Source organism: Streptomyces sp. NPDC048504 (assembly GCF_043200035.1).
Lineage (GTDB): Bacteria > Actinomycetota > Actinomycetes > Streptomycetales > Streptomycetaceae > Streptomyces.
The window spans coordinates 515,307-533,936 of sequence record NZ_JBICXA010000004.1 but is presented as its reverse complement, the minus strand read 5'-3'; the positions used below and the strand labels follow the sequence as shown (position 1 = coordinate 533,936).

The following is an 18,630-nucleotide window of genomic DNA, read 5'->3' as shown; positions in this document are numbered from 1 at the left end:
CTCGTGGGCCGGCTGAAGAAAGTGAGCGCAGGCCGGGTATTGGCGGGGTGGGTGGACGGTTTGCGGCGCGCCGGCTGACGGGTGGCGGTGCTGGTCTCGCGGGCTGACCGGAAGATGCACGCTGGGCATCGGCGGCGGCTGGACTGCGCGGGGCGCACGGTGCCGGGATCACGCGGGCCCCGCGCTCACCGGAATCTCCCGCACAGCCTGCGCCCGCTTCCCGCTGGTCAGCGTTCCACCCGCACGTCAGCGCTACACCCGCACTGCCGCGCGCTCCCACAGCCAACCCCCGCACGAGCCCACCACGAGCCCATCCCGTCACCTTCCACCCCAGCGCCCCGGCACAATGGACCGGTGAACGAGCCGATACCCGTGACCCGGGACGTAGATCACGGGGTCGCCAAACTCATGCCCGACGTGGACCGGGAGCGGGCCTGGCTGCTGACTGTCGACGGGGCGCCCCAGTCCTACGTGGATCTGGACGCGCCGACGCACCTGGAGTTCGAGTACACGCGGCGGCTCGGACACGTGCTGGACACCCTCGCGGAAGCGGGGCGCCCACTGGACGTACTGCACCTGGGCGGCGGGGCGCTCACGTTGCCCCGGTACGTGGCGGCGACCCGGCCAGGTTCGCGGCAGGACGTGGTCGAGGCCGACCTGGGGTTGCTGGCGTTGGTCACCGAGCACCTGCCGTTGCCGGACGGCGCCGGTGTCACCGTGCACGGTGCGGATGCCCGCGCGTGGCTGGAGGCGGCGCCGGACGGCTCGGCGGACGTGATCGTCGCCGATGTCTTCGGCGGCTCACGGGTCCCGGCGCACCTCACATCCGTGGCGTACGCCGGCGAAGCCGAGCGCGTCCTGCGCGTCGACGGCGTCTACCTGGCCAATCTCGCGGACGCCGCCCCCTTCGCCTTCCTGCGTGCCCAACTCGCCACGTTCGGCGCGGTGTTCCAGGAGCTGGCGCTGATCGCGGAACCGGGCGTACTGCGAGGCCGCCGCTTCGGCAACGCGGTACTCGTCGCAGCGCACCACCCGATCGACACCGCGCCCCTGACCCGCCTCGTCGCCTCGGACGCGTTCCCGGCACGGCTCGAACACGGGTCTGCGCTACGGGACTTCATCGGCGGGGCGCTGCCGGTCCGGGATGAGGACGCCGTCCCGTCGCCCGTGCCCCCGGACGGGGCGTTCGGTATCGGCTGAGCTGACGCCTGGCCTCGCACGTTTTCCCGACGTGGCCCTGAACACAGGTCTGCGCCAAGCGAGTTCACCCGCGCCGAGCAGCCCGTCCGCGATGAGAGCGCCGTACCGCGTCACCTGAACGCGCCTACCCGCAAACCCCGCCCACCTTCTCCGAACCCCGAACACAGCCCCGTCCCACGGCACTTCACCCAAGCCCCTCGACCGACCGCCCCGCATCATCGACCGCCCCACCCACGGCCCCCGGCGTCCCCTTCGCGTCGCTCATCCCACCCCGCCGCCGCAGATTCCGCACCTCCGGCACGCACAGCACCGCCCCCGTAACCACCGTGACCAGAGCCGCGCACCCCCACAGTGCGGCCGTACGCCCGAAGGCCGACTCCGTCGGGCCCGCTGCCGCCGCGGCTAGGGGCATCAGGGCGATGGAGCCGAACCAGTCGTAGGCGGAGATACGGGAGAGTTTGTCCTCGGGGATTTCCTGGTGCAGGGCGGTCATCCAGCTCACCCCGAAGATCTCGACCGTCGTGCCCGCGACAAACATCACCGCGAACAGGACGCCGATCGGGACCGGGACGGCGAGTGCGGCGGACGGGAGGGCCAGGGGGAAGATGCCGAGCATGCCCGCCAGGAGGAGGCGGCGGGGTTTCCAGCGGGTCATCAACAGGGCGCCGGCGACCGTGCCCGCGCCGAATGCCGCCAGGGCCAGGCCCCAGGGGCCCGCGCCGCCGAGGCTGTCGCGGGCGACGAGCGGGCCGTAGACCGCGTCCGCCGCGCCGACGACCGCGTTGGCGATGGAGAAGGCCACGACGATGGACCACAGCCACGAGCGGCCGATGAACTCCCGCCAGCCGTCCCGGAGATCGGCCAGCATTCCGCCGCCTAGTGCGCGCGGCGGGATGTGGCTCACGTCGAGGAAGGACCGGAGGGCCCCGGCGATCGCGAACGCCGCCGCGTCGATCGCCAGCACCCAGCCCGGGCCGACCGCCGCGACCAGCGCGCCGCCGAGGGCCGCGCCGCCCAAGGACGCGCCCTGCATCGCCATCCGGAAGACCGCGAACGCCCGGCCGGCCTGTTCGCCGCTCACCGTGGACATGAGCATGCCCTCGGCCGCCGGGCCGAAGAACGCCTGGCCGGTGCCGCCGAGCGCGGTCAGCAGCATCATCTGCCAGAGGTGGGGGTCGCCGGTCAGGACCAGTACCGCGAAGGCCGCCTGCGAGACGCAGCTGAGGGCGTTCGCCGCGACCATGACGTGGTGCCGGGGTACCCGGTCCGAGATCGCGCCGCCGATCAGCAGGAACAACACCAGCGGCAGTGTGCGCGAGGCGGCCACCAGACCCACGTCCCCGCTGTCGCCGCCCGCGTCCAGCACGGCGAACGCGGAGGCGATCAGCGCGCCGTTGCCCCCGAGACCGGTCGCCACCGCGGCGGCGGTCAGCAGGGTGTAGTTGCGGCCCGCCCAGTCGGGTCGGTGCGGTAGGCGGGAGGCGGGGGTGGCGGTCACCGGCCGACTATCGCCGCCCAGGCCACACCCCGCCAAACGGATTGCCGCCAGAATCGAGCCAAACGGTCAACGCCCCACGGCCGTCAGCTCGTTGCGCCCGTCGGATCCCCGTGCAGTCGTACGGTGCTCAGGATCTTCTGGATCGTCGCGTCGGGGATCTCCTCGCTGACGCCCTTCGCGCCGTAGAGGGTCCAGGAGACGAAGTCGTCCGCCGAGTTCTTGAAGGCGAACGTGGTCGCCTTGCCGTCGGAGGAGCACTTGCCGGACTTCGGCACGCCGGACGTGTACGACGTGGCGACGCTGCCGACGACACCCGACTTCGTCGTGTACGGCTTGGCCGCGCCGATCTTCAGGTACTTCTTGGACGAGTCCTTCTGGTCCGTGTACCCGCCGAAGGCGAACGCGGCCGCGTCACCGCGCGCGGTGCTCGCCGTGTCCTTCGCGCCGTCCTCGCCCTTGGTCCCGCTCGACGCCAGCGACGAAGTCTCCTTCGTGCCGTCCTTGTTGTCGTCGGACTCGCACCAGTCCTGCTTGAGGTAGGCGGGCGCGGAGAAGCCGATGTACGGGGAGCCGTCGCCCTTCACCTCGTCCTCGAAGAAGGTGAAGGTGCCCGGCTTGCCGACCTCCCAGGTGGCGGGGACGTCGAACGCGGTGCCGTACTTCTGGTTGACGACGACCTTCCAGCCCGCGATCGTCGGCTGCTCGGTCTCGTTGCCGCGCGGGTTGTCGTCCGAACCGGAGGAGGAGGCACTCGGGTCCGCGGATGCCGACGGCGACTGGCTCGCCTTGTCCGTGCCGCCGTCCGCCTTGTCGTCCTTGTTGCCGCCGAGGACCAGGAAACCGGTCACACCCGCGGCCACGACGACGGCCGTCGCCGCGACGATCGCGACCAGCTTCGTCCGGTTTCCGCCGCCCCCGCCCTGCGGCGGCTGAGGCGGCTGCGGTCCGCCCGCGGGACCCGGAGCGCCCCACTGCGGCTGCTGCCCATAGGGGTTGGGCTGCTGGTAGCCGGGCTGCTGATACGGATTCGGCTGCTGGTACCCCGGCTGCTGGTACGGGTTGTCCTGCGGGTTCTGCTCGCCCCCGGGCGGCTGCTGTCCTGGCCACATGGGCAGTAACCCTAGTGCGGCGCCGGACACGGTTGGGTCACTGCCCCTTGTCAGGGTCGTATCAACCTACTGGCCAACCTAGTGGCCAACTTGGTGGCCGACGCGTTGGGTGGGTGGTGTGTGCGGCCGCACACATCTGGCCAGGCCTGGCTACTCGTGGGTAACATGCCCTTCATGAGCGCAGATCAGATGTCCATCGGCGAGTTGCTCGCCGCGACGGTGCCGATGGTTCGCACGTTGAACCTGGAGTACCTGGAGACCAGTCCGGAGCGGGCCGTGCTGGCCCTGCCGGATCAGAGCGAGTACCGCAACCATGTCGGCGGACCGCACGCCGGTGCCATGTTCACCCTCGGCGAGTCCGCCAGCGGCGCGATCGTCCTCGCCGCCTTCGGCGACCAGCTCTCGCGGGCCGTGCCGCTTCCGGTCAACGCCGAGATCGCGTTCAAGAAGATCGCCCTCGGCCCGGTGAAGGCCACCGCGACCCTCGGCCGCCCCGCCGCCGACGTCGTCGCCGAACTCGACGCGGGCGAGCGCCCCGAGTTCCCGGTCACCGTCGCCATCCAGCGCGAGGACGGCGCCGTCACGGGCGAGATGACGGTCGTCTGGACCCTCCGGCCGAACAGCTGATCAGCTCAACTCCGTTACGGGGTCCGGTTGTTGCCCATGGATGACCGACTCCGCTACGAGGGCCCGGTCGTCGGCTGCCGATGACCGGGCCCTCGTGCGTGTGAGGTTCAGGCCGCGATCCGCGCACCCTCGCTCCCGCCGCCCTCACCGGGCTCGCCGGCCCTGCTGCTCTCCCCGCTCTCCAGGCCCGCCACGAACTCCTTGAGCCACGCGACGAATTCGGGGCCCAGGTCCTGGCGGTCGCAGGCCAGCCGGACCACCGTGCGCAGGTAGTCGGCCTTGTCGCCGGTGTCGTAGCGCAGGCCCTTGAAGACGACCCCGTGCACCGTGCCGCCGACGGCCAACTCCTGGAGGGCGTCGGTGAGTTGGATCTCGCCGCCGCGGCCGGGCGGGGTGCGCTCCAGGGTCGGGAAGATCGTGGGGTCGAGGACGTAGCGGCCGATGACGGCGTAGCGGCTCGGCGCGTCCTCGCGGGACGGCTTCTCGACCAGGCCGGTGACCCGTACGACACCCTCCTCGCCGGTCGGCTCCACGGCCGCGCAGCCGTACAAGTGGACTGATTCCGCAGGGACTTCCATGAGGGCGACCACGCTGCCGGTGTAGCGCTCGCGGACCTCCAGCATCTGGCTGAGCAGGGTCTCGCGCGGGTCGATCAGGTCGTCGCCGAGGAGGACCGCGAAGGGCTGGTCGCCGACGTGGTGCCGGGCGCAGAGCACCGCGTGCCCCAGGCCGAGCGGGTCGCCCTGGCGGATGTGGTGGATGTCGGCGAGGCGTGCGGGGTCGCGCACGGCGTCCAGGCGCACGGTGTCGCCCTTGGCGGCCAGGGCCTGTTCGAGTTCGAAGGCGTGGTCGAAGTGGTCCTCGATGGCGCGCTTGTGCCGGCCGGTGACCATCAGGATGTCGTCGAGTCCGGCCGCGGCGGCCTCCTCGACGACGTACTGGATCGCGGGCTTGTCGACGACCGGGAGCATCTCCTTCGGCGTCGCCTTCGTCGCGGGCAGGAACCGCGTGCCGAGCCCGGCGGCCGGCACGACGGCCTTGCGGACCGTGGGGACGCGGGCGGGTGCTGGGGTGGCTGAGGAGTGGGGGGCGATCATGCGGCCCATGGTGGTGCACGGCGATGAGAGCACCCCGAGAGAAACATCGGAGTTCCCTGTGTGCCTTCCTTAGTTCGCGGGGGAGTTGGAGATTTCGTGTAGACGCCTGTGGATACCGCGGGTAACCAATCTGAATTCTCTGCGTTTTGAACATCGGTCACTCGAACTCCTTGTTTCCTGTCAGCCGCTTGTGCGAGTGTGAGCCACCCCGTGAGACCGGCTGTCAGTAGGTATCGGAAGGCAATGGTCAGCGTCTCTTCCGGCACCTTCTGACATCTCATAGGTATGCACCAATCAAGTACCTGCTTTCCGAGGGCGGTCATTCCGTGTGCCGTCCTGCGGCTTGGAAGGAAATGGTTCCGTGCAATCCCCCAACCCCCCACGCCCGCCGTTCCCGCCCCGCCCCGGATCGAGCCCGGGGGAGTCCGACCGCAATCTCGTGGCGCAACTCGGCGATAAGGCGGCGGGCACCCGTGCCGTGGCACTGCTGCTGGCACGACACTGGCAGGCGACAAGCGAATATGCGGTCATCTGCCTCGCCACCGCCGGGAGTTCGGCGTCCATGGTGACCGGCGCCGCCTTCCACCAGGTACTGGCGGGCCGCGCCACCGGCGGCGCCCTGCGTCCCCAACTCCTCGTGGCCGTAAGGGAGATGGTGAAGAAGTGGGCGGCGGAGGAGCGAATTTCCGCGGTGCTGCCGGAACTTCGTAAACCTACGGGCGCCCGAGGTCTACGCGCGGCGAGGTCCGGCACCTCCGAAAGGCGGAAGCTCGCCGAGCGCGCTTTCGGGGAGCTGTCCGGTGCCTCCCAATGCCTGCTGTGGCACTCCGAGGTCGAGGCCGAACACATATCCGTACCGGGCGGTTTGCTGGGCGTGGACGAGGTCACCGCGACCGCCGCGCTGGATCAGGCACGTGAACAATTCAGGCAGGGCTGTGCGCGCGCCCACCGGGAACTCGCGCCGACCCCGGAATGCCGCCACTACAACCGACTCCTCGACGTCCCGATCCGCCGCGGCGGCGGCCTGCTGCCCGATGTGCAACGGCATCTGATCACGTGCCGCTACTGCCGCTTCGCGGCCGAGCAGTTGAGCCATTTCGACGGCGGCCTCGAAGTACTGCTCGCCGAGACCGTCCTCGGCTGGGGCGCCCGCCGCTACCTCGACTCCCGGCCCGGCCGTGCGACCCCCGAGTCCGTGGCCCGCGCCGCCCGCCGTCCGATGGGCCGTCACCGCCCCACACCGGAGGGCCGGTTGGCCTTTCCGCGCAGGCACCCCAAGGTCGCGCTCGTGGGCGTGGGCCTGACCTCCCTCGCCCTGCTCGCGACCGTGCTCGCCACCAAGGGCTGGACCGAAGGGGACAACACGCCTGGCTCGCACGTCACTTGGGGCGCGCCCAGCGGCAGCTCGACCCGCCCGAGCCCTGTCGGCGCACCCTCGTCGGACGGTTCCGCGGCCTCCGCGTCGGCAGCCGGTGCCGACGGGGGAGTCGGGGGAGTCGTCCAGCAGGGCGTCCTGCGCGGCCTCGCCTCCGGCCTGTGCCTCGACATCCCGGGCGGCCAGGTGCGGTCCGGCGCCGCCGTCACCATGGCGGCGTGCTCGACCGCCGGGTCACAGCAGTGGTCGTACGACCAGGACGGTCTGCTGCGCAGCCTCACCGACCCGGGACTCTGCCTCGACGCCGACACCGACGCCCGCACGGTCACTCTGGCCGGCTGCCTGGTGCACGCGGGCGAGGTGCACTACGACCTGACGGTGCGTGGCGAGTTCCTGCTCCGCTGGAGCCAGGGGCTGGCCGTCGCTCCCGCGAGCGCGAAGGCCGGGGCGCGGGTCGTGGTGACGGACCGGGACGGGTCCGCCGGGCAGCGGTGGGCGCTGGAATCCGTGGCCGACGCGCGGGTGAAGCTGGGCGCCCCGAGCGGCAAGGGCGAGGTGGAGGGGAAGGGGACCGGGAAGGGGACGGAGAAGGGCGAAGTGCCGGGGAACGGCGCACCGGGCGCACCCCAGGGTGACGTCCCGCCGCCTCCCCTCTCGAACCTTCCGCAACAGGACCAGCCGCAGTACGCACCCCGCGCCGCGCAGGTCGCCTGCTGCGACGAGCCCGCGCCGGAACCCGGGCCGTCGGGCGGTGTCGGCGAGGCCGTGCAGCCGCTGACGACGGTCGTGGCGGCTGTCGCGGACACCGTCAACTCCCTCCTCCCCTCCCTTCGCTGAACCGCGGGGCCGCCCCGACCCGGGCGGCCCCGCACCCTTCTCACCCTTCGGTTCTTGTGGGCTCGCGGCCGATTCCTGTTCATGTCATTGACACGAGTCAGTGGCGGTCATAGTTTTCCCGCCGCGCCAGTGGTGCCAACGGGTCGTCAAGTCGGTGTTCGCACATGGCGAGTTCAGATACCGAACACGGACGGATACCGAAGACAGTCCGGGGCATCGAGACGCACCAGCGGTCCACAACGTCGTGCCCGCACACCGAAGGAGTGACGGCTCATGACCGACACCGTGTCCCGGCGATCCGCCCTGCGTCTGCTGGGCGGCGCGATCGCGGTCGCCAGCGCGGCCACCACCGGACTCGTCTCCCCGTCGCACGCGTACGCGCAGGCCAGACCCGAGGCGGGGGCCGGTCCCCGCGTCGAAGGTCTCCTGGCCAAGCTCACCCTCGACGAGAAGATCTCCCTCCTGCACGGCGCCACCGACCCGGCCTCGCTCGGCCAGGCCGGCTACATCCCCGGCGTCCCGCGCCTGAAGATCCCGCCGCTACGGCTCACCGACGGACCGGCCGGCGTCCGCGTCACCGCACACGCCACCGCCCTCCCGGCGCCCGTCCTGCTCGCCTCCGCCTTCGACCCCGAACTCGCCCGCCGCTACGGCCAGGTCGTGGGCCGGGAGGGTCGTGCCCTCGGCCAAGACGTCCTGCTGTCGCCGATGGTCAACCTCATCCGCACCCCGTACGCGGGCCGCAACTTCGAGACCCTCAGCGAGGATCCGCTGCTCGCCGGCGATCTGGTCGCCGCCGAGATCAAGGGCATCCAGGGCGAGGGACTCATCGCGACCGTCAAGCACTTCGCGATGAACAACCAGGAGAAGGACCGCGACTCCATCGACGTACGGGTCGACGAACAGACCATGCACGAGATCGAGTTGCGCGGTTTCGAGGCGGCCGTCGGCGCGGGCGCGGGCGCGGTGATGGGCGCGTACAACAAGGTCAACGGCACCTTCGCCTGCGAGAACAAGACCCTCCTCACCGACGTCCTGCGCGGTCAATGGGGCTTCGAGGGCTGGGTGATGACCGACTGGTTCGCCGCGCACAGCACCGTCGCCGCGATCACGGCCGGCCTCGACATGGAGATGCCGGACGGCACTTACTTCGGCGCGCCCCTCAAGTCGGCCGTACAGAACGGCAGTCTGCCCGAGCGGTACGTCGACCGCGCGGTGCGAAGGATTCTCGGCGTCATGGACCGGTTCGGGCTCCTCGACGGCAGCGTGCCGCCGCGCCCGGCCCGCGACGCGAAGGCGGGCGCCGCCGTAGCCCTGGAGGTCGCCAAGGCGGGCGCGACCCTGCTCCGCAACGAGAACCACACCCTCCCGCTGGCCAGTGGCGGCACCATCGCGGTGATCGGCCCGACCGGCACCCTGCCCTTCGTCAGCGGCGGCGGCAGCGCGCATGTCGTGCCGGACCGCGCGGACAGCCCGCTCGACGCGATCAGGGCGCGGGCCGGTTCCCGGACCCGGGTCACGTACGCGCTCGGCGAGGACCTGTTCGGCAAGGCCATCCCCGCCTCCTCCCTCACTCCGGCTTTCGACAGCGAGGGGCAGCGGGTGGACGCGGGCAAGACCTGGGAGTACGACGGCTCGCTCGCCGTGACCGAGTCCGACGAGTGGACGTTCGTCCTGCACTTCTCCTCGGCCCCGACCGCACGCCCCAAAGTCCTCCTGGACGGCGAGGAGTTGTTCCCCCTCGCGGCCGGATACGGCGAGTACTTCTCCGGCGGCCTGGTCTCGGTCGACCCCGACGGCCTCTCCGTCCGCCGCAAGACCCTCACCCTCGTCAAGGGCGCCCACACCCTGAAGATCACGGCCGAGGGCGGCGACGCCGGACTGCTGTTCCGGCTGCGGCGCATCACCGGCGGGACCCGCGCCCAGGACGTCGCCGAGGCGGTCACCTCCGCGCGCGCCGCCCGCGGTGTCGTCCTGTTCGCCTACGAGGACGCCACCGAGGGCCTCGACCGCACCACTCTCGAACTCCCGGGCAACCAGGCTGAGTTGATCGACGCGGTCACGGCCGCGAACCCGCGCACCACGGTGGTCCTCAACACCTCGTCGTCCACGTCGATGCCCTGGCTGGCCCGCACCGGCGCGGTCCTCCAGATGTACTACCCGGGCCAGGAGGGCGCCGCCGCCACGACCGCCGTCCTGTTCGGCGACTGCGACCCCGGCGGCCGCCTCACCCAGTCCTTCCCGGTCGACGACGCCCACCATCCGGTCGCCGGCGACCCCCACCGCTACCCCGGCGTGAACGGCGTCGAGGAGTACTCGGAGGGCATCCACGTCGGCTACCGCTGGTACGACGCGGAAGGCGTCCGGCCCCTCTACCCCTTCGGGCACGGACTCTCGTACACCTCCTTCTCCTACGAGGACGCTTCCGCGCGGTGGAACCGGCACGGGCTCGACGTGACCTTCACGGTCCGCAACACCGGCCGACGGGACGGTGTTGCGGTGCCGCAGGTGTACGTCGGCCGCTCACCGGAGCTCCAACTCGACCAGGCGGTAAGGGCGTTGGGCGGCTATCGGCGACTCGCGCTGCGGGGCGGGGAGCGGCGGCGGGTCACCGTGCATGTCGATGCGCGTACCTTGTCGTCGTGGGACGCGAAGCGGCACGCGTGGGTGCTCGGGAGCGGACGGCGGGCCGTGTGGGTGGGGGCCTCGGCGGGGGATCTGCGGGTGCGGACGAGTGTCGACGTGAAGTGAGCGGCGAAGGGCGCGATCCGCGAGGTAAGGTAAGCCTTACTTAATGTGGTGAAATCGTTGGAGGAATGCCCCGGCATTCCCCTGGAGGCCCTTATGGCGGACAACCCAAGCGCCCTGATCCTCACCCGGGTGCGGCTCGGTGCCGGTGGGCCGCTCGCCCGGGTGCGGGTGGCGGACGGCCGGATCACTCACGTCGTACCGGAGCCGGACGCGGGCTCGGGCGTCGAGGTCGGCGGTGGGCGCCAACTCGACCTGGACGGACGGGTGTTGCTGCCCGGGCTGTGGGACGCGCATGTCCATCTGGCGGAGTGGGCGAGCGCCCGGCACCGGCTAGACCTGGCCGGTACCGGGTCCGCTCGGGCCGTCTCCGACCTCGTCCGGGAGCGGGCCGGGGCGGCCGACGGCTCGGTGCTCTACGGGTACGGGTTCCGGGACGGGCTGTGGGCCGATGCCCCGCACAAGGCGCTGCTGGACGCGGTGTTGCCCGATCGGCCGGTCGCTCTGGTCAGTGCCGATCTGCATGCCGCGTGGCTCAACTCCGCCTGCCTCGCCCTCGTCGGGCGGGGCGACCACCCCACCGGCCTGATCCGGGAGCACGAGGCGCACGAGGTGCTGTCCGCCCTGCCCGCCGCGCCGGTCGACGTGGTCGACGGGTGGATCGAGGAGGCCTGCCGGGCCGCCGCCGCGCGCGGGGTCAGCGGTGTCATCGACTTCCAGTACGGCGACACGGTCGCGGACTGGGAACGGCGTTCGGCCCGGTTCCGGCCCGCCGTACGGGTGTCGGCCGCGGTGTATCCGAGCTACCTGGACGCCGCGATCAAACGCGGGCTGCGGACCGGGGCCGAGGTCGGCGCCGACGGGAGCCTGGTCCAGGTCGGGCCGCTGAAGCTCTTCACGGACGGTTCGCTCAACACCCGAACCGCCCTGTGCCGCGACCCCTACCCGGGACTTGAGGGCACGGACGGCGCCCACGGCATCGAGGAGACGGCGCCGGACGAGCTCGTACGGCTGATGCGGCATGCCGCCGCGCACGGCATCGAACCCGCCGTGCACGCCATCGGCGACCGCGCCAACACCGTTGCCCTGGACGCCTTCGAGGCGGTGCGCTGCCGCGGCCGGATCGAGCACGCGCAGTTGCTCAGCCCCCAAGACCTGCCGCGTTTCGCGCAGTTGGGGGTCACGGCGGGCGTGCAGCCCCGGCACGCGACGGACGACCGCGACGTGGCCGACCGGCACTGGGCCGGACGCACCGAACGCGCCTTCCCCTACGGCGACCTGCTCGCCGCCGGCGCCCGGCTGGAGTTCGGCTCGGACGCCCCGGTCTCGCCGCTCGACCCCTGGCTGGCCATCGCGTCCGCCGTCAACCGCACCGACGACGAACGCCCCGCCTGGCACCCTGAGCAACGCCTGTCCGTCCCGGACGCGTTGGTCGCCGCGGCCCGCGGACGCCGGCTCATCAGGGTCGGTGACCCGGCCGACCTGGTGGTCGTCGACGCGGACCCGCTGGACGCCGACCCGGACACCCTGCGCGCGATGCCCGTGCACGCCACGATGGCCAACGGCCGCTGGAGCCACGGGCCTTACTGAGCCGGTCGGATCCCGTGTTCTCCAACCGACGACGTAACCCCGCGACACAACCCCACGACGTCTCTCCACGACATCCGACGAGCGGTGAGAGGCCGACGCGTATGCCGTCGTCCGACATGGTCCCGTACGTCATGCCCGGTTCCGCCGTGCTGCCCCCGGACCGGACGGGCTGGGCCATCGACCCGGGCCGCGCGGCGCTGGTGGTCCTGAACGTGCAGAACCACTTCCTGCACGTCCTGCGGGAGTCCTCCGCGCCGGTCGGCGAACTCCCCTCCGGAGTCGGCCTGTTGACGGAGTCCGCGCGGGCCGCGGGGATTCCCGTCCTCTACACCCTCAAGACCGCCGAGCGGGAACCGGACGGCCGGGAGACCGGCTTCGGGCATCCGCGCCTGCCCGGCGGCGAGGACTCCCGTGACGTCGTGGACGCGATCCGCCCTGAGGTCGGCGACAGTGTGCTGGTCGCGAAGCGGTTCAGTGCCTTCGCCGGTACCCGACTGCGGCGCAGACTCGCGGAGTTGGGGCGCGACCAGCCGGTGATCGTCGGGGTGTTCGCCCGCACCCAGGTGCTGCTGACGGCGGCCGACGCCTGGATGCAGGACATGGAACCGTTCGTCGTCGCGGACGCGGTGGCCGACCGGGCGCCCGACGACCACCGGATGGCCGTGGACTGGATCGCGGCGACCTGCGGGGCGGTCAGGACCGTGCGGCGTGGCGGACGTGTTCGGCGGACCCGGTCCCGGCACCGTGGAGAGAGCGGGCCTCCAACACCGCTGATGTGACCGGGGTTTGATCCGCGGCGAGCAGTAGGGCCCCCTCCCCGGCGACCGGCCTGGGCTGCGCCCTCCGCGCATAGAACCCTGCCCCGGACGTGCAAAACCCCGCCCTGGCACGGAAAAGCCCCGGGCCCGGAAGGGACCGTACCCTCCGGGCCCGGGGAGTCGGGGTGGCGTCAGACGGGCAACTTCGCCGTCTGTACCGACCGGTGGATCTCCTCCGCCCGCACCGCGACCGTCGACAGCAGCGTGCTGGTCAGGCCGTGCGTGTGCTCGGTGCCGCCCTGGAGGTAGAGGCCCGCGGTGACTTCGGGGACCGTCTCGACCCGGTGGTCGCGGCCCACGCGGATCTCGTCGCCGTCGTCCCTCAGGCAGAGCTTCGCCGCCTCGCCGAGCAGTGAACTCAGGTCACGGGGACGGTAACCGGTGGCGAGCACCAGCACATCCGCGGGCAGCACCTGCTTCTCGCCGGTGGGCAGGAACTCCACGGCGACGTCGAGACCGCCGTCCGTCGCGGGGTCGACGGCGCGGATCCGGGAGACGTTGAGGAAGCGCAGCCGCTCCCGACCGGCCACCTTCTCCCGGTACGCGGTGGCGTACAGGGCCTCGATCAACTCCATGTCGACCACGGAGTAGTTGGTCGAGCGGTGGTAGTCGATGAGTGACTGCTTGACCTCGGACGGGGCCGAGAAGTAGACGTCCACCGCCTCCGGGTCGAAGATGCGGTTCGCGAACGGGCTGTCGTCGGCCGGGGTGTAGCCGTATTTGGCGAACACCGAGCACACCTCGGCGTCCGGGAAGGTGCGGTGCAGATAGTCCACCGCCTCGGCGGCGCTCTGTCCGGCGCCGAGCACCACGGCCCGCCGCACGGGCCTGCCCTCGTCGGCGAGTCGGGTCGCGCGGGGGATCAACTCGCTGTTGTGCCAGATGCGTTCGGCCAGTTCGAGACCCGGCGGCACGTGCGGCTCAAGTCCCATCGCGACGCTGATGTTGCGCGCCCGGCGGGTGATGGCCGTACCGGAACCTGAAGGATTGTGGCTGGTGACGTCGAAGGAGGCGATCTCGCCGTCGTCGCCGCGCACCGGGTCGACGGCGATGACCTCGCTGCCGTAGGAGACCAGGTGGGAGACCCGTTCGGCCGCCCACTCGAAGTACTCGTGGAACTCGACGCGCAGCGGGAACAGCGTCTTCTGGTTCAGGAAGTCGATCAGTCTGCCCTGCTCGCGCAGGAAGCAGAGGAAGCTGTAGTCGCTGGTCGGATTCCGCAGCGTGACCAGGTCCTTGAGGAACGACACCTGCATCGTGGCGTCGTCGATCAGCATGCCCCGGTGCCAGCCGAAGCGCGGCTGGCGTTCCAGGAACAGGGCGCCCAGACGGCTGTCTGCCGGAAGGCTCTTGTTGTGCTCCTCAACCGCTATGGACAGAGCGAGATTTGACGGACCGAATCCGATTCCGAGTATGTCGTGGACCACTTCGGAATCCAGTAGCGGTGACTTCACCATGGCATCGCCTCCCTCAGGCAGCCCAATGCTAGATAAGGTAAGGCTTACCTTGCAATGAGTCGTTGAAGGGAAGGACCGTCATGCGGGTCGTCATGCTCGGCTATCAGACCTGGGGTCACCGCACGCTGCAGGCGTTGCTGGACTCCGACCACGAGGTCGTGTCCGTCGTCACCCACCCGAAAAGTGAGCATGCCTACGAGAAGATCTGGGACGACAGCGTCGCCGAACTCGCCGAGAAGAACGACGTCCCCGTCCTGCTGCGCAACCGCCCCGACGACGCCGAACTCCTCGACGCCGTACGGGAAGCACGGCCGGACATCATCGTCGCCAACAACTGGCGGACCTGGCTGCCCCCGGAGCTGTTCGACCTCCCGCCGCACGGCACCCTCAACATCCACGACTCGCTGCTGCCGTCGTACGCGGGCTTCTCGCCGATCATCTGGGCGCTCCTGAACGACGAGCCGCGCGTCGGCGTCACCGCGCACCGCATGAACGGCGAACTCGACGCCGGGGACGTCCTGATCCAGCGCTCGGTACCGGTCGGGCCCACCGACACGGCGACCGACTTGTTCCACCGGACCGTCGACCTCATCGCGCCCATCGTGCGCGAGTCGCTCGACCTGATCGCCTCCGGCCGCGACGCCGGCCAGTGGGTCCCGCAGGACCGCAGCCGCGCCAGCTTCTTCCACAAGCGCTCGGCCGAGGACAGCCGTATCGACTGGAGTTGGCCCGCGGAACGCCTGGAGCGCCTCGTCCGGGCCCAGTCGGACCCGTATCCGAACGCCTACGCCTTCCATCGCGGTGAGCGGCTGAGGATCGTCTCGGCGGCCGTCTCCGAGGGACGCTACGGAGGCACCCCGGGCCGGATCTTCATCCGCGAGGGCGACGGCGTGGTCATAGTGGCGGGCGCCGAAGCCCATACCGGGCGCGGTCGGGGGCTGTTGGTGCGCCGGGTGCGCACGGACGACGGCACCGAGTACGCGGCCGGTGACTACTTCCGCACCATGGGCGGGTACTTGGCGTCCCGGCCCTGATGTCCCGCTTCTGAACGACCGGGCCCCCGCCCGCACCGGCGGGGGACTCAGCGGGTCGAAACGGCGTCCTCGGTACGGGAGTTGCCGTCGTGGTGGTGCCGCCCCAGCGGGATCACCAACGGCGTGCCGCTGACCGGGTCGGGCGTGATCCGGCAGCGCAGGTCGAAGACGTTCTCGACGGTTGCCTCGGTGACCACGTCGGCGGGTGCGCCCTCGGCGACGATGCGGCCGGCCTTCATGGCGATGACGTGATCGGCGTACCGGCAGGCCTGGTTGAGGTCGTGCAGGACCATGACGATCGTGCGGCCCTCGCGCCGGTTGAGGTCCGTGATCAGGTCGAGTACGTCGATCTGGTGGGCGAGGTCGAGATAGGTGGTCGGCTCGTCGAGGAGCAGGACCGGGGTGCCCTGGGCGACGGCCATGGCGATCCACGCGCGTTGCCGCTGGCCGCCGGAGAGTTCGTCGACCGGGCGCTCGGCGAGGTCGGTGAGGCTGGTCGCCTCAAGGGCCGCGTGTACGGCCTCCTCGTCGGCCGCCGACCACTGCCGCCACCAGGTCTGGTGCGGGGAACGGCCCCGGCCGACCAGGTCGAGCACGGTCAGGCCCTCCGGCGCCACCGGCGTCTGCGGCAAGATGCCCAGTTTGCGGGCGAGTTCACGGGTGGGGACGGAGCGCAGCGCGACGCCGTCCAGCTCCACGACCCCCTGACGCGGGGCCAGTAGCCGGGCGAGCGCCCGCAACAGGGTCGATTTCCCACAGGCGTTGGCGCCGACGATGGCCGTGATCCGGCCGGTCGGCACGGTCAGGTTCAGGTTCTCGACCACGGGCCGTCCGTCGTAGGCGAGATGAAGATCACGTGCCCGCAACTCGGGCCCCGGGGCCGGTGCTTCGGATGTCCGCGGGGTGCGCGGGTCAGTGGTCGACATGCGATCAGCCTCCAGAGCCCGCGCGGTTGGCGCGGATGAGCAGCCACAGCAGGACCGGCGCGCCGAGGGCGCCGGTGACGATCCCGACCGGAAGTTCCGTCCCCGGGATCGCCTCGCGGGCGAGGAGGTCGGAGCCGAGGACGACGAGCGCGCCGGTGAGACCGGAGACGAGCGGGGGCGGCGACGAGGTACCCGCCAGCCGCTGGGCGATCTGCGGGCAGGCCAGCGCGACGAACGCCACCGGACCGGCCGCCGCCGTACCGAAAGCGACGAGGCCCACCCCGGCCAACAGCAGGGCCAGCCGGACGGGTTGGACGGGGGTGCCGAGTCCGGCGGCCACGTCGTCGCCGAGCATCAGCGTGCGCATCCAGCGGCCCATGCCCAGCGTGATCGGCAGCAGTACGGCCAGGGCGATGGCCAGGGAGTCCACCTGGTTCCAGGTCCGGCCGTTGAGGTTGCCGACCAGCCAGCCGAGCGCCGCCTCCGCCTCGAACCGACTGCCGCGCGCCACAAGGAAGTTGGTCGCGCTGGAGCAGATCCAGGACACCCCGATGCCGACGAGGATGATGCGGTATCCGGTGGCCCCGCCCTTCCACGCCAGCACGTACACGAGCAGCGCGGTGGCCAGTGCGCCGAGCAACCCCAGCGTGGACAGCCCGAGTCCGCCGGTCCAGCCGAGAACCACCGCCGCCACCACGGCAGTTCCGGCGCCTTCGGTGAGTCCGATCATGTCGGGGCTGGCCAGTGGGTTGCGGGTCATCGTCTGGAACACGGCCCCGGAGACCCCGAACGCGACTCCGACCAGCAGCCCGACGAGGGCGCGAGGCAGCCGTAGATCCTGGACGACGATGACCGTGCCCGGGTCGCCGGAGCCCCACAGGGCCCGGATGACGTCGGTGAAGGCGACGGGATAGTCGCCGATGGTCAGGCCCCAGCAGAACAGCAGGAACGCGCCGAGCGCTACACCAACTCCCGTGAGCAGCAGGCGCGGACGCAGTACGCCGGACACCGGGGGCACGGTCAGCCGGAACGGCCGGTCGGCGAGGGCGGCACGCGGGGGAGCGGCAACGGGTGTGGGCACGGTCATACCTCCGCGAGCTTCCGGCGGCGGACCAGGACGATGAAGAACGGGCCGCCGAGGAAGGCGACGAGGACACCGGCCTGGATCTCGGTCGGGCGGTCCACCATCCGGCCCAGGATGTCGGCGGACAGCAGCAGGAGGGGCGCCAGCGCGGCCGAGAGCGGCAGCAGCCAGCGGTAGTCGGGGCCGATCCCGGCGTACTGCGCGAGCACGCGCGCGATGTGCGGGACGACCAGGCCGAGGAAGACCACGGGACCGATGACGGCGACCGACGCGCCGGTCAACAGCACCACGGCGGTGACCCCTTGGAGCCGCACCAGACCCAGCCGCCGTCCCAGGGAGGCGGCCACGTCGTCGCCGAGGGCCATGCTGTTGAGGGCGGGCGCGCAGGCCAGCGCCAGGATCGCGCCCACGACGAGGAACGGCAGGATGCGCACCAGTTCGCCGGAGTCCTGGTCGGCGAGGGTGCCGGCCGACCAGAAGCGGTAACGGTCGAGCGCGTCCTGATCGGTGAGGACGATGGCGCTGGTGAACGACTGGAGCAGCGAGGTGATGGCGACCCCGGCGAGCGCCAACTTGACCGGTGTGGCCCCGGACCGGCCCATCCGCCCCAGGAAGAAGACCACGACGCTCGCGACGAGCGCCCCGCCGAACGCGAACCACACGTAGCCGTACAGCGAGGCCACCCCGAACACCCCGACCGCCACGACGATCGCGAACGACGCTCCCGCGCTCACCCCGAGAATTCCCGGGTCCGCGAGGGGATTTCGGGTCAGGGCCTGCATCAGCGCACCGGACAGACCGAGCGCGGCGCCCGTCGTCAGACCGAGCAGCGTGCGGGGCACGCGCACCGACCAGATGACGTTGTCGACGAGACGGCTGGGCGGATGCCCGAGCACCGAGCGCACGACCTGGTCGAGCGGGACGCTGAGCGCGCCGAGAGCGACCGACAGCAGGGACAGCAGGACGAGGAGGGCGACGATCACCGTCACCAGCACCGTGGTGCGAAGCCTTCTGCCTGAAGCCACGTGCCGGTCTCCATGTCGTCTTCCGGGTCATCTTCCGTGCTCTGGAGCCCTGTTGGCGGACCACCGGACAGCCCGGCCAGCAGCTTAGGTGAGCATAACCTCAGTGGCTGTGACATGGGCCTGTGGTTCCGGGGGAGGTCTATCAAGTAAGGCAATGCTTACCTTACTATGCGAGCGGTCGCGGCTCCGCTGAGCCGTTCCATAC

At 71.1% G+C, this 18,630-nt stretch carries 14 protein-coding genes; 7 read left to right on the top strand and 7 right to left on the bottom strand.

The window, feature by feature from the left end:
• Window positions 1-354: 354 nt before the first annotated feature.
• The gene (locus ACGFY9_RS13215; RefSeq protein WP_393753810.1) at window positions 355-1,200 is read left to right on the top strand and encodes a fused MFS/spermidine synthase; all 846 of its coding nucleotides are present in this window, start codon (window positions 355-357) and stop codon (window positions 1,198-1,200) included.
• A gap of 184 nt (window positions 1,201-1,384) precedes the next feature.
• Here the strand turns inward: ACGFY9_RS13215 and ACGFY9_RS13210 are convergent, their stop codons facing one another.
• Together ACGFY9_RS13210 and ACGFY9_RS13205 are read right to left on the bottom strand one after the other, a co-directional pair.
• Window positions 1,385-2,698, bottom strand: a complete 1,314-nt coding sequence (locus ACGFY9_RS13210; RefSeq protein WP_393753809.1) for an MFS transporter — start codon at window positions 2,696-2,698, stop codon at window positions 1,385-1,387.
• 83 nt (window positions 2,699-2,781) lie between these two features.
• A complete protein-coding gene (locus ACGFY9_RS13205; protein WP_393753808.1) occupies window positions 2,782-3,807 on the bottom strand; it encodes a hypothetical protein in 1,026 nt (341 codons plus the stop codon).
• A 189-nt stretch (window positions 3,808-3,996) separates the two neighbouring features.
• On the opposite strand from ACGFY9_RS13205, the gene ACGFY9_RS13200 reads away from it, so the two are divergent.
• Entirely contained in the window at window positions 3,997-4,434 is a 438-nt protein-coding gene (locus tag ACGFY9_RS13200) for a DUF4442 domain-containing protein (RefSeq protein ID WP_393753893.1), read from the top strand.
• 107 nt (window positions 4,435-4,541) lie between these two features.
• On the opposite strand, the gene galU is transcribed toward ACGFY9_RS13200, so the two are convergent.
• Window positions 4,542-5,531 carry a UTP--glucose-1-phosphate uridylyltransferase GalU gene (galU, locus tag ACGFY9_RS13195; protein ID WP_393753807.1) on the bottom strand — a complete coding sequence of 330 codons (990 nt, stop codon included), beginning with the start codon at window positions 5,529-5,531 and terminating at the stop codon, window positions 4,542-4,544.
• A 439-nt stretch (window positions 5,532-5,970) separates the two neighbouring features.
• Here galU and ACGFY9_RS13190 point away from each other — a divergent pair, with 439 nt between their 5' ends.
• The 4 genes from ACGFY9_RS13190 (at window position 5,971) to ACGFY9_RS13175 (ending at window position 12,860) form a co-directional block, all read left to right on the top strand.
• The gene (locus ACGFY9_RS13190) at window positions 5,971-7,743 is read left to right on the top strand and encodes an RICIN domain-containing protein (RefSeq protein WP_393753892.1); all 1,773 of its coding nucleotides are present in this window, start codon (window positions 5,971-5,973) and stop codon (window positions 7,741-7,743) included.
• Window positions 7,744-8,016: 273 nt separating this feature from the next.
• Window positions 8,017-10,494: a beta-glucosidase gene (locus tag ACGFY9_RS13185; protein ID WP_393753806.1), complete on the top strand. Its 2,478-nt coding sequence runs from the start codon at window positions 8,017-8,019 to the stop codon at window positions 10,492-10,494.
• Between the two features lie 93 nt (window positions 10,495-10,587).
• Window positions 10,588-12,081, top strand: coding sequence for an amidohydrolase (locus ACGFY9_RS13180; protein WP_393753805.1), 1,494 nt, complete (start codon window positions 10,588-10,590; stop codon window positions 12,079-12,081).
• A gap of 101 nt (window positions 12,082-12,182) precedes the next feature.
• Window positions 12,183-12,860 carry an isochorismatase family protein gene (locus ACGFY9_RS13175; RefSeq protein WP_393753804.1) on the top strand — a complete coding sequence of 226 codons (678 nt, stop codon included), beginning with the start codon at window positions 12,183-12,185 and terminating at the stop codon, window positions 12,858-12,860.
• 170 nt (window positions 12,861-13,030) lie between these two features.
• On the opposite strand, the gene ACGFY9_RS13170 is transcribed toward ACGFY9_RS13175, so the two are convergent.
• Window positions 13,031-14,356, bottom strand: a complete 1,326-nt coding sequence (locus ACGFY9_RS13170; protein ID WP_393753803.1) for a lysine N(6)-hydroxylase/L-ornithine N(5)-oxygenase family protein — start codon at window positions 14,354-14,356, stop codon at window positions 13,031-13,033.
• Window positions 14,357-14,436: 80 nt separating this feature from the next.
• Here ACGFY9_RS13170 and ACGFY9_RS13165 point away from each other — a divergent pair, with 80 nt between their 5' ends.
• Window positions 14,437-15,390: a methionyl-tRNA formyltransferase gene (locus ACGFY9_RS13165; RefSeq protein WP_393753802.1), complete on the top strand. Its 954-nt coding sequence runs from the start codon at window positions 14,437-14,439 to the stop codon at window positions 15,388-15,390.
• 47 nt (window positions 15,391-15,437) lie between these two features.
• On the opposite strand, the gene ACGFY9_RS13160 is transcribed toward ACGFY9_RS13165, so the two are convergent.
• The 3 genes from ACGFY9_RS13160 to ACGFY9_RS13150 are packed head-to-tail and all read right to left on the bottom strand — an operon-like array spanning window position 15,438 to window position 18,395.
• Window positions 15,438-16,316 carry an ABC transporter ATP-binding protein gene (locus ACGFY9_RS13160; RefSeq protein ID WP_393753801.1) on the bottom strand — a complete coding sequence of 293 codons (879 nt, stop codon included), beginning with the start codon at window positions 16,314-16,316 and terminating at the stop codon, window positions 15,438-15,440.
• A 4-nt stretch (window positions 16,317-16,320) separates the two neighbouring features.
• Window positions 16,321-17,403, bottom strand: a complete 1,083-nt coding sequence (locus ACGFY9_RS13155) for a FecCD family ABC transporter permease (protein WP_393753800.1) — start codon at window positions 17,401-17,403, stop codon at window positions 16,321-16,323.
• Window positions 17,400-18,395, bottom strand: a complete 996-nt coding sequence (locus ACGFY9_RS13150; RefSeq protein ID WP_393753891.1) for a FecCD family ABC transporter permease — start codon at window positions 18,393-18,395, stop codon at window positions 17,400-17,402. Before ACGFY9_RS13150 ends, ACGFY9_RS13155 begins: the two co-directional genes overlap by 4 nt.
• Window positions 18,396-18,630 lie beyond the last annotated feature (235 nt).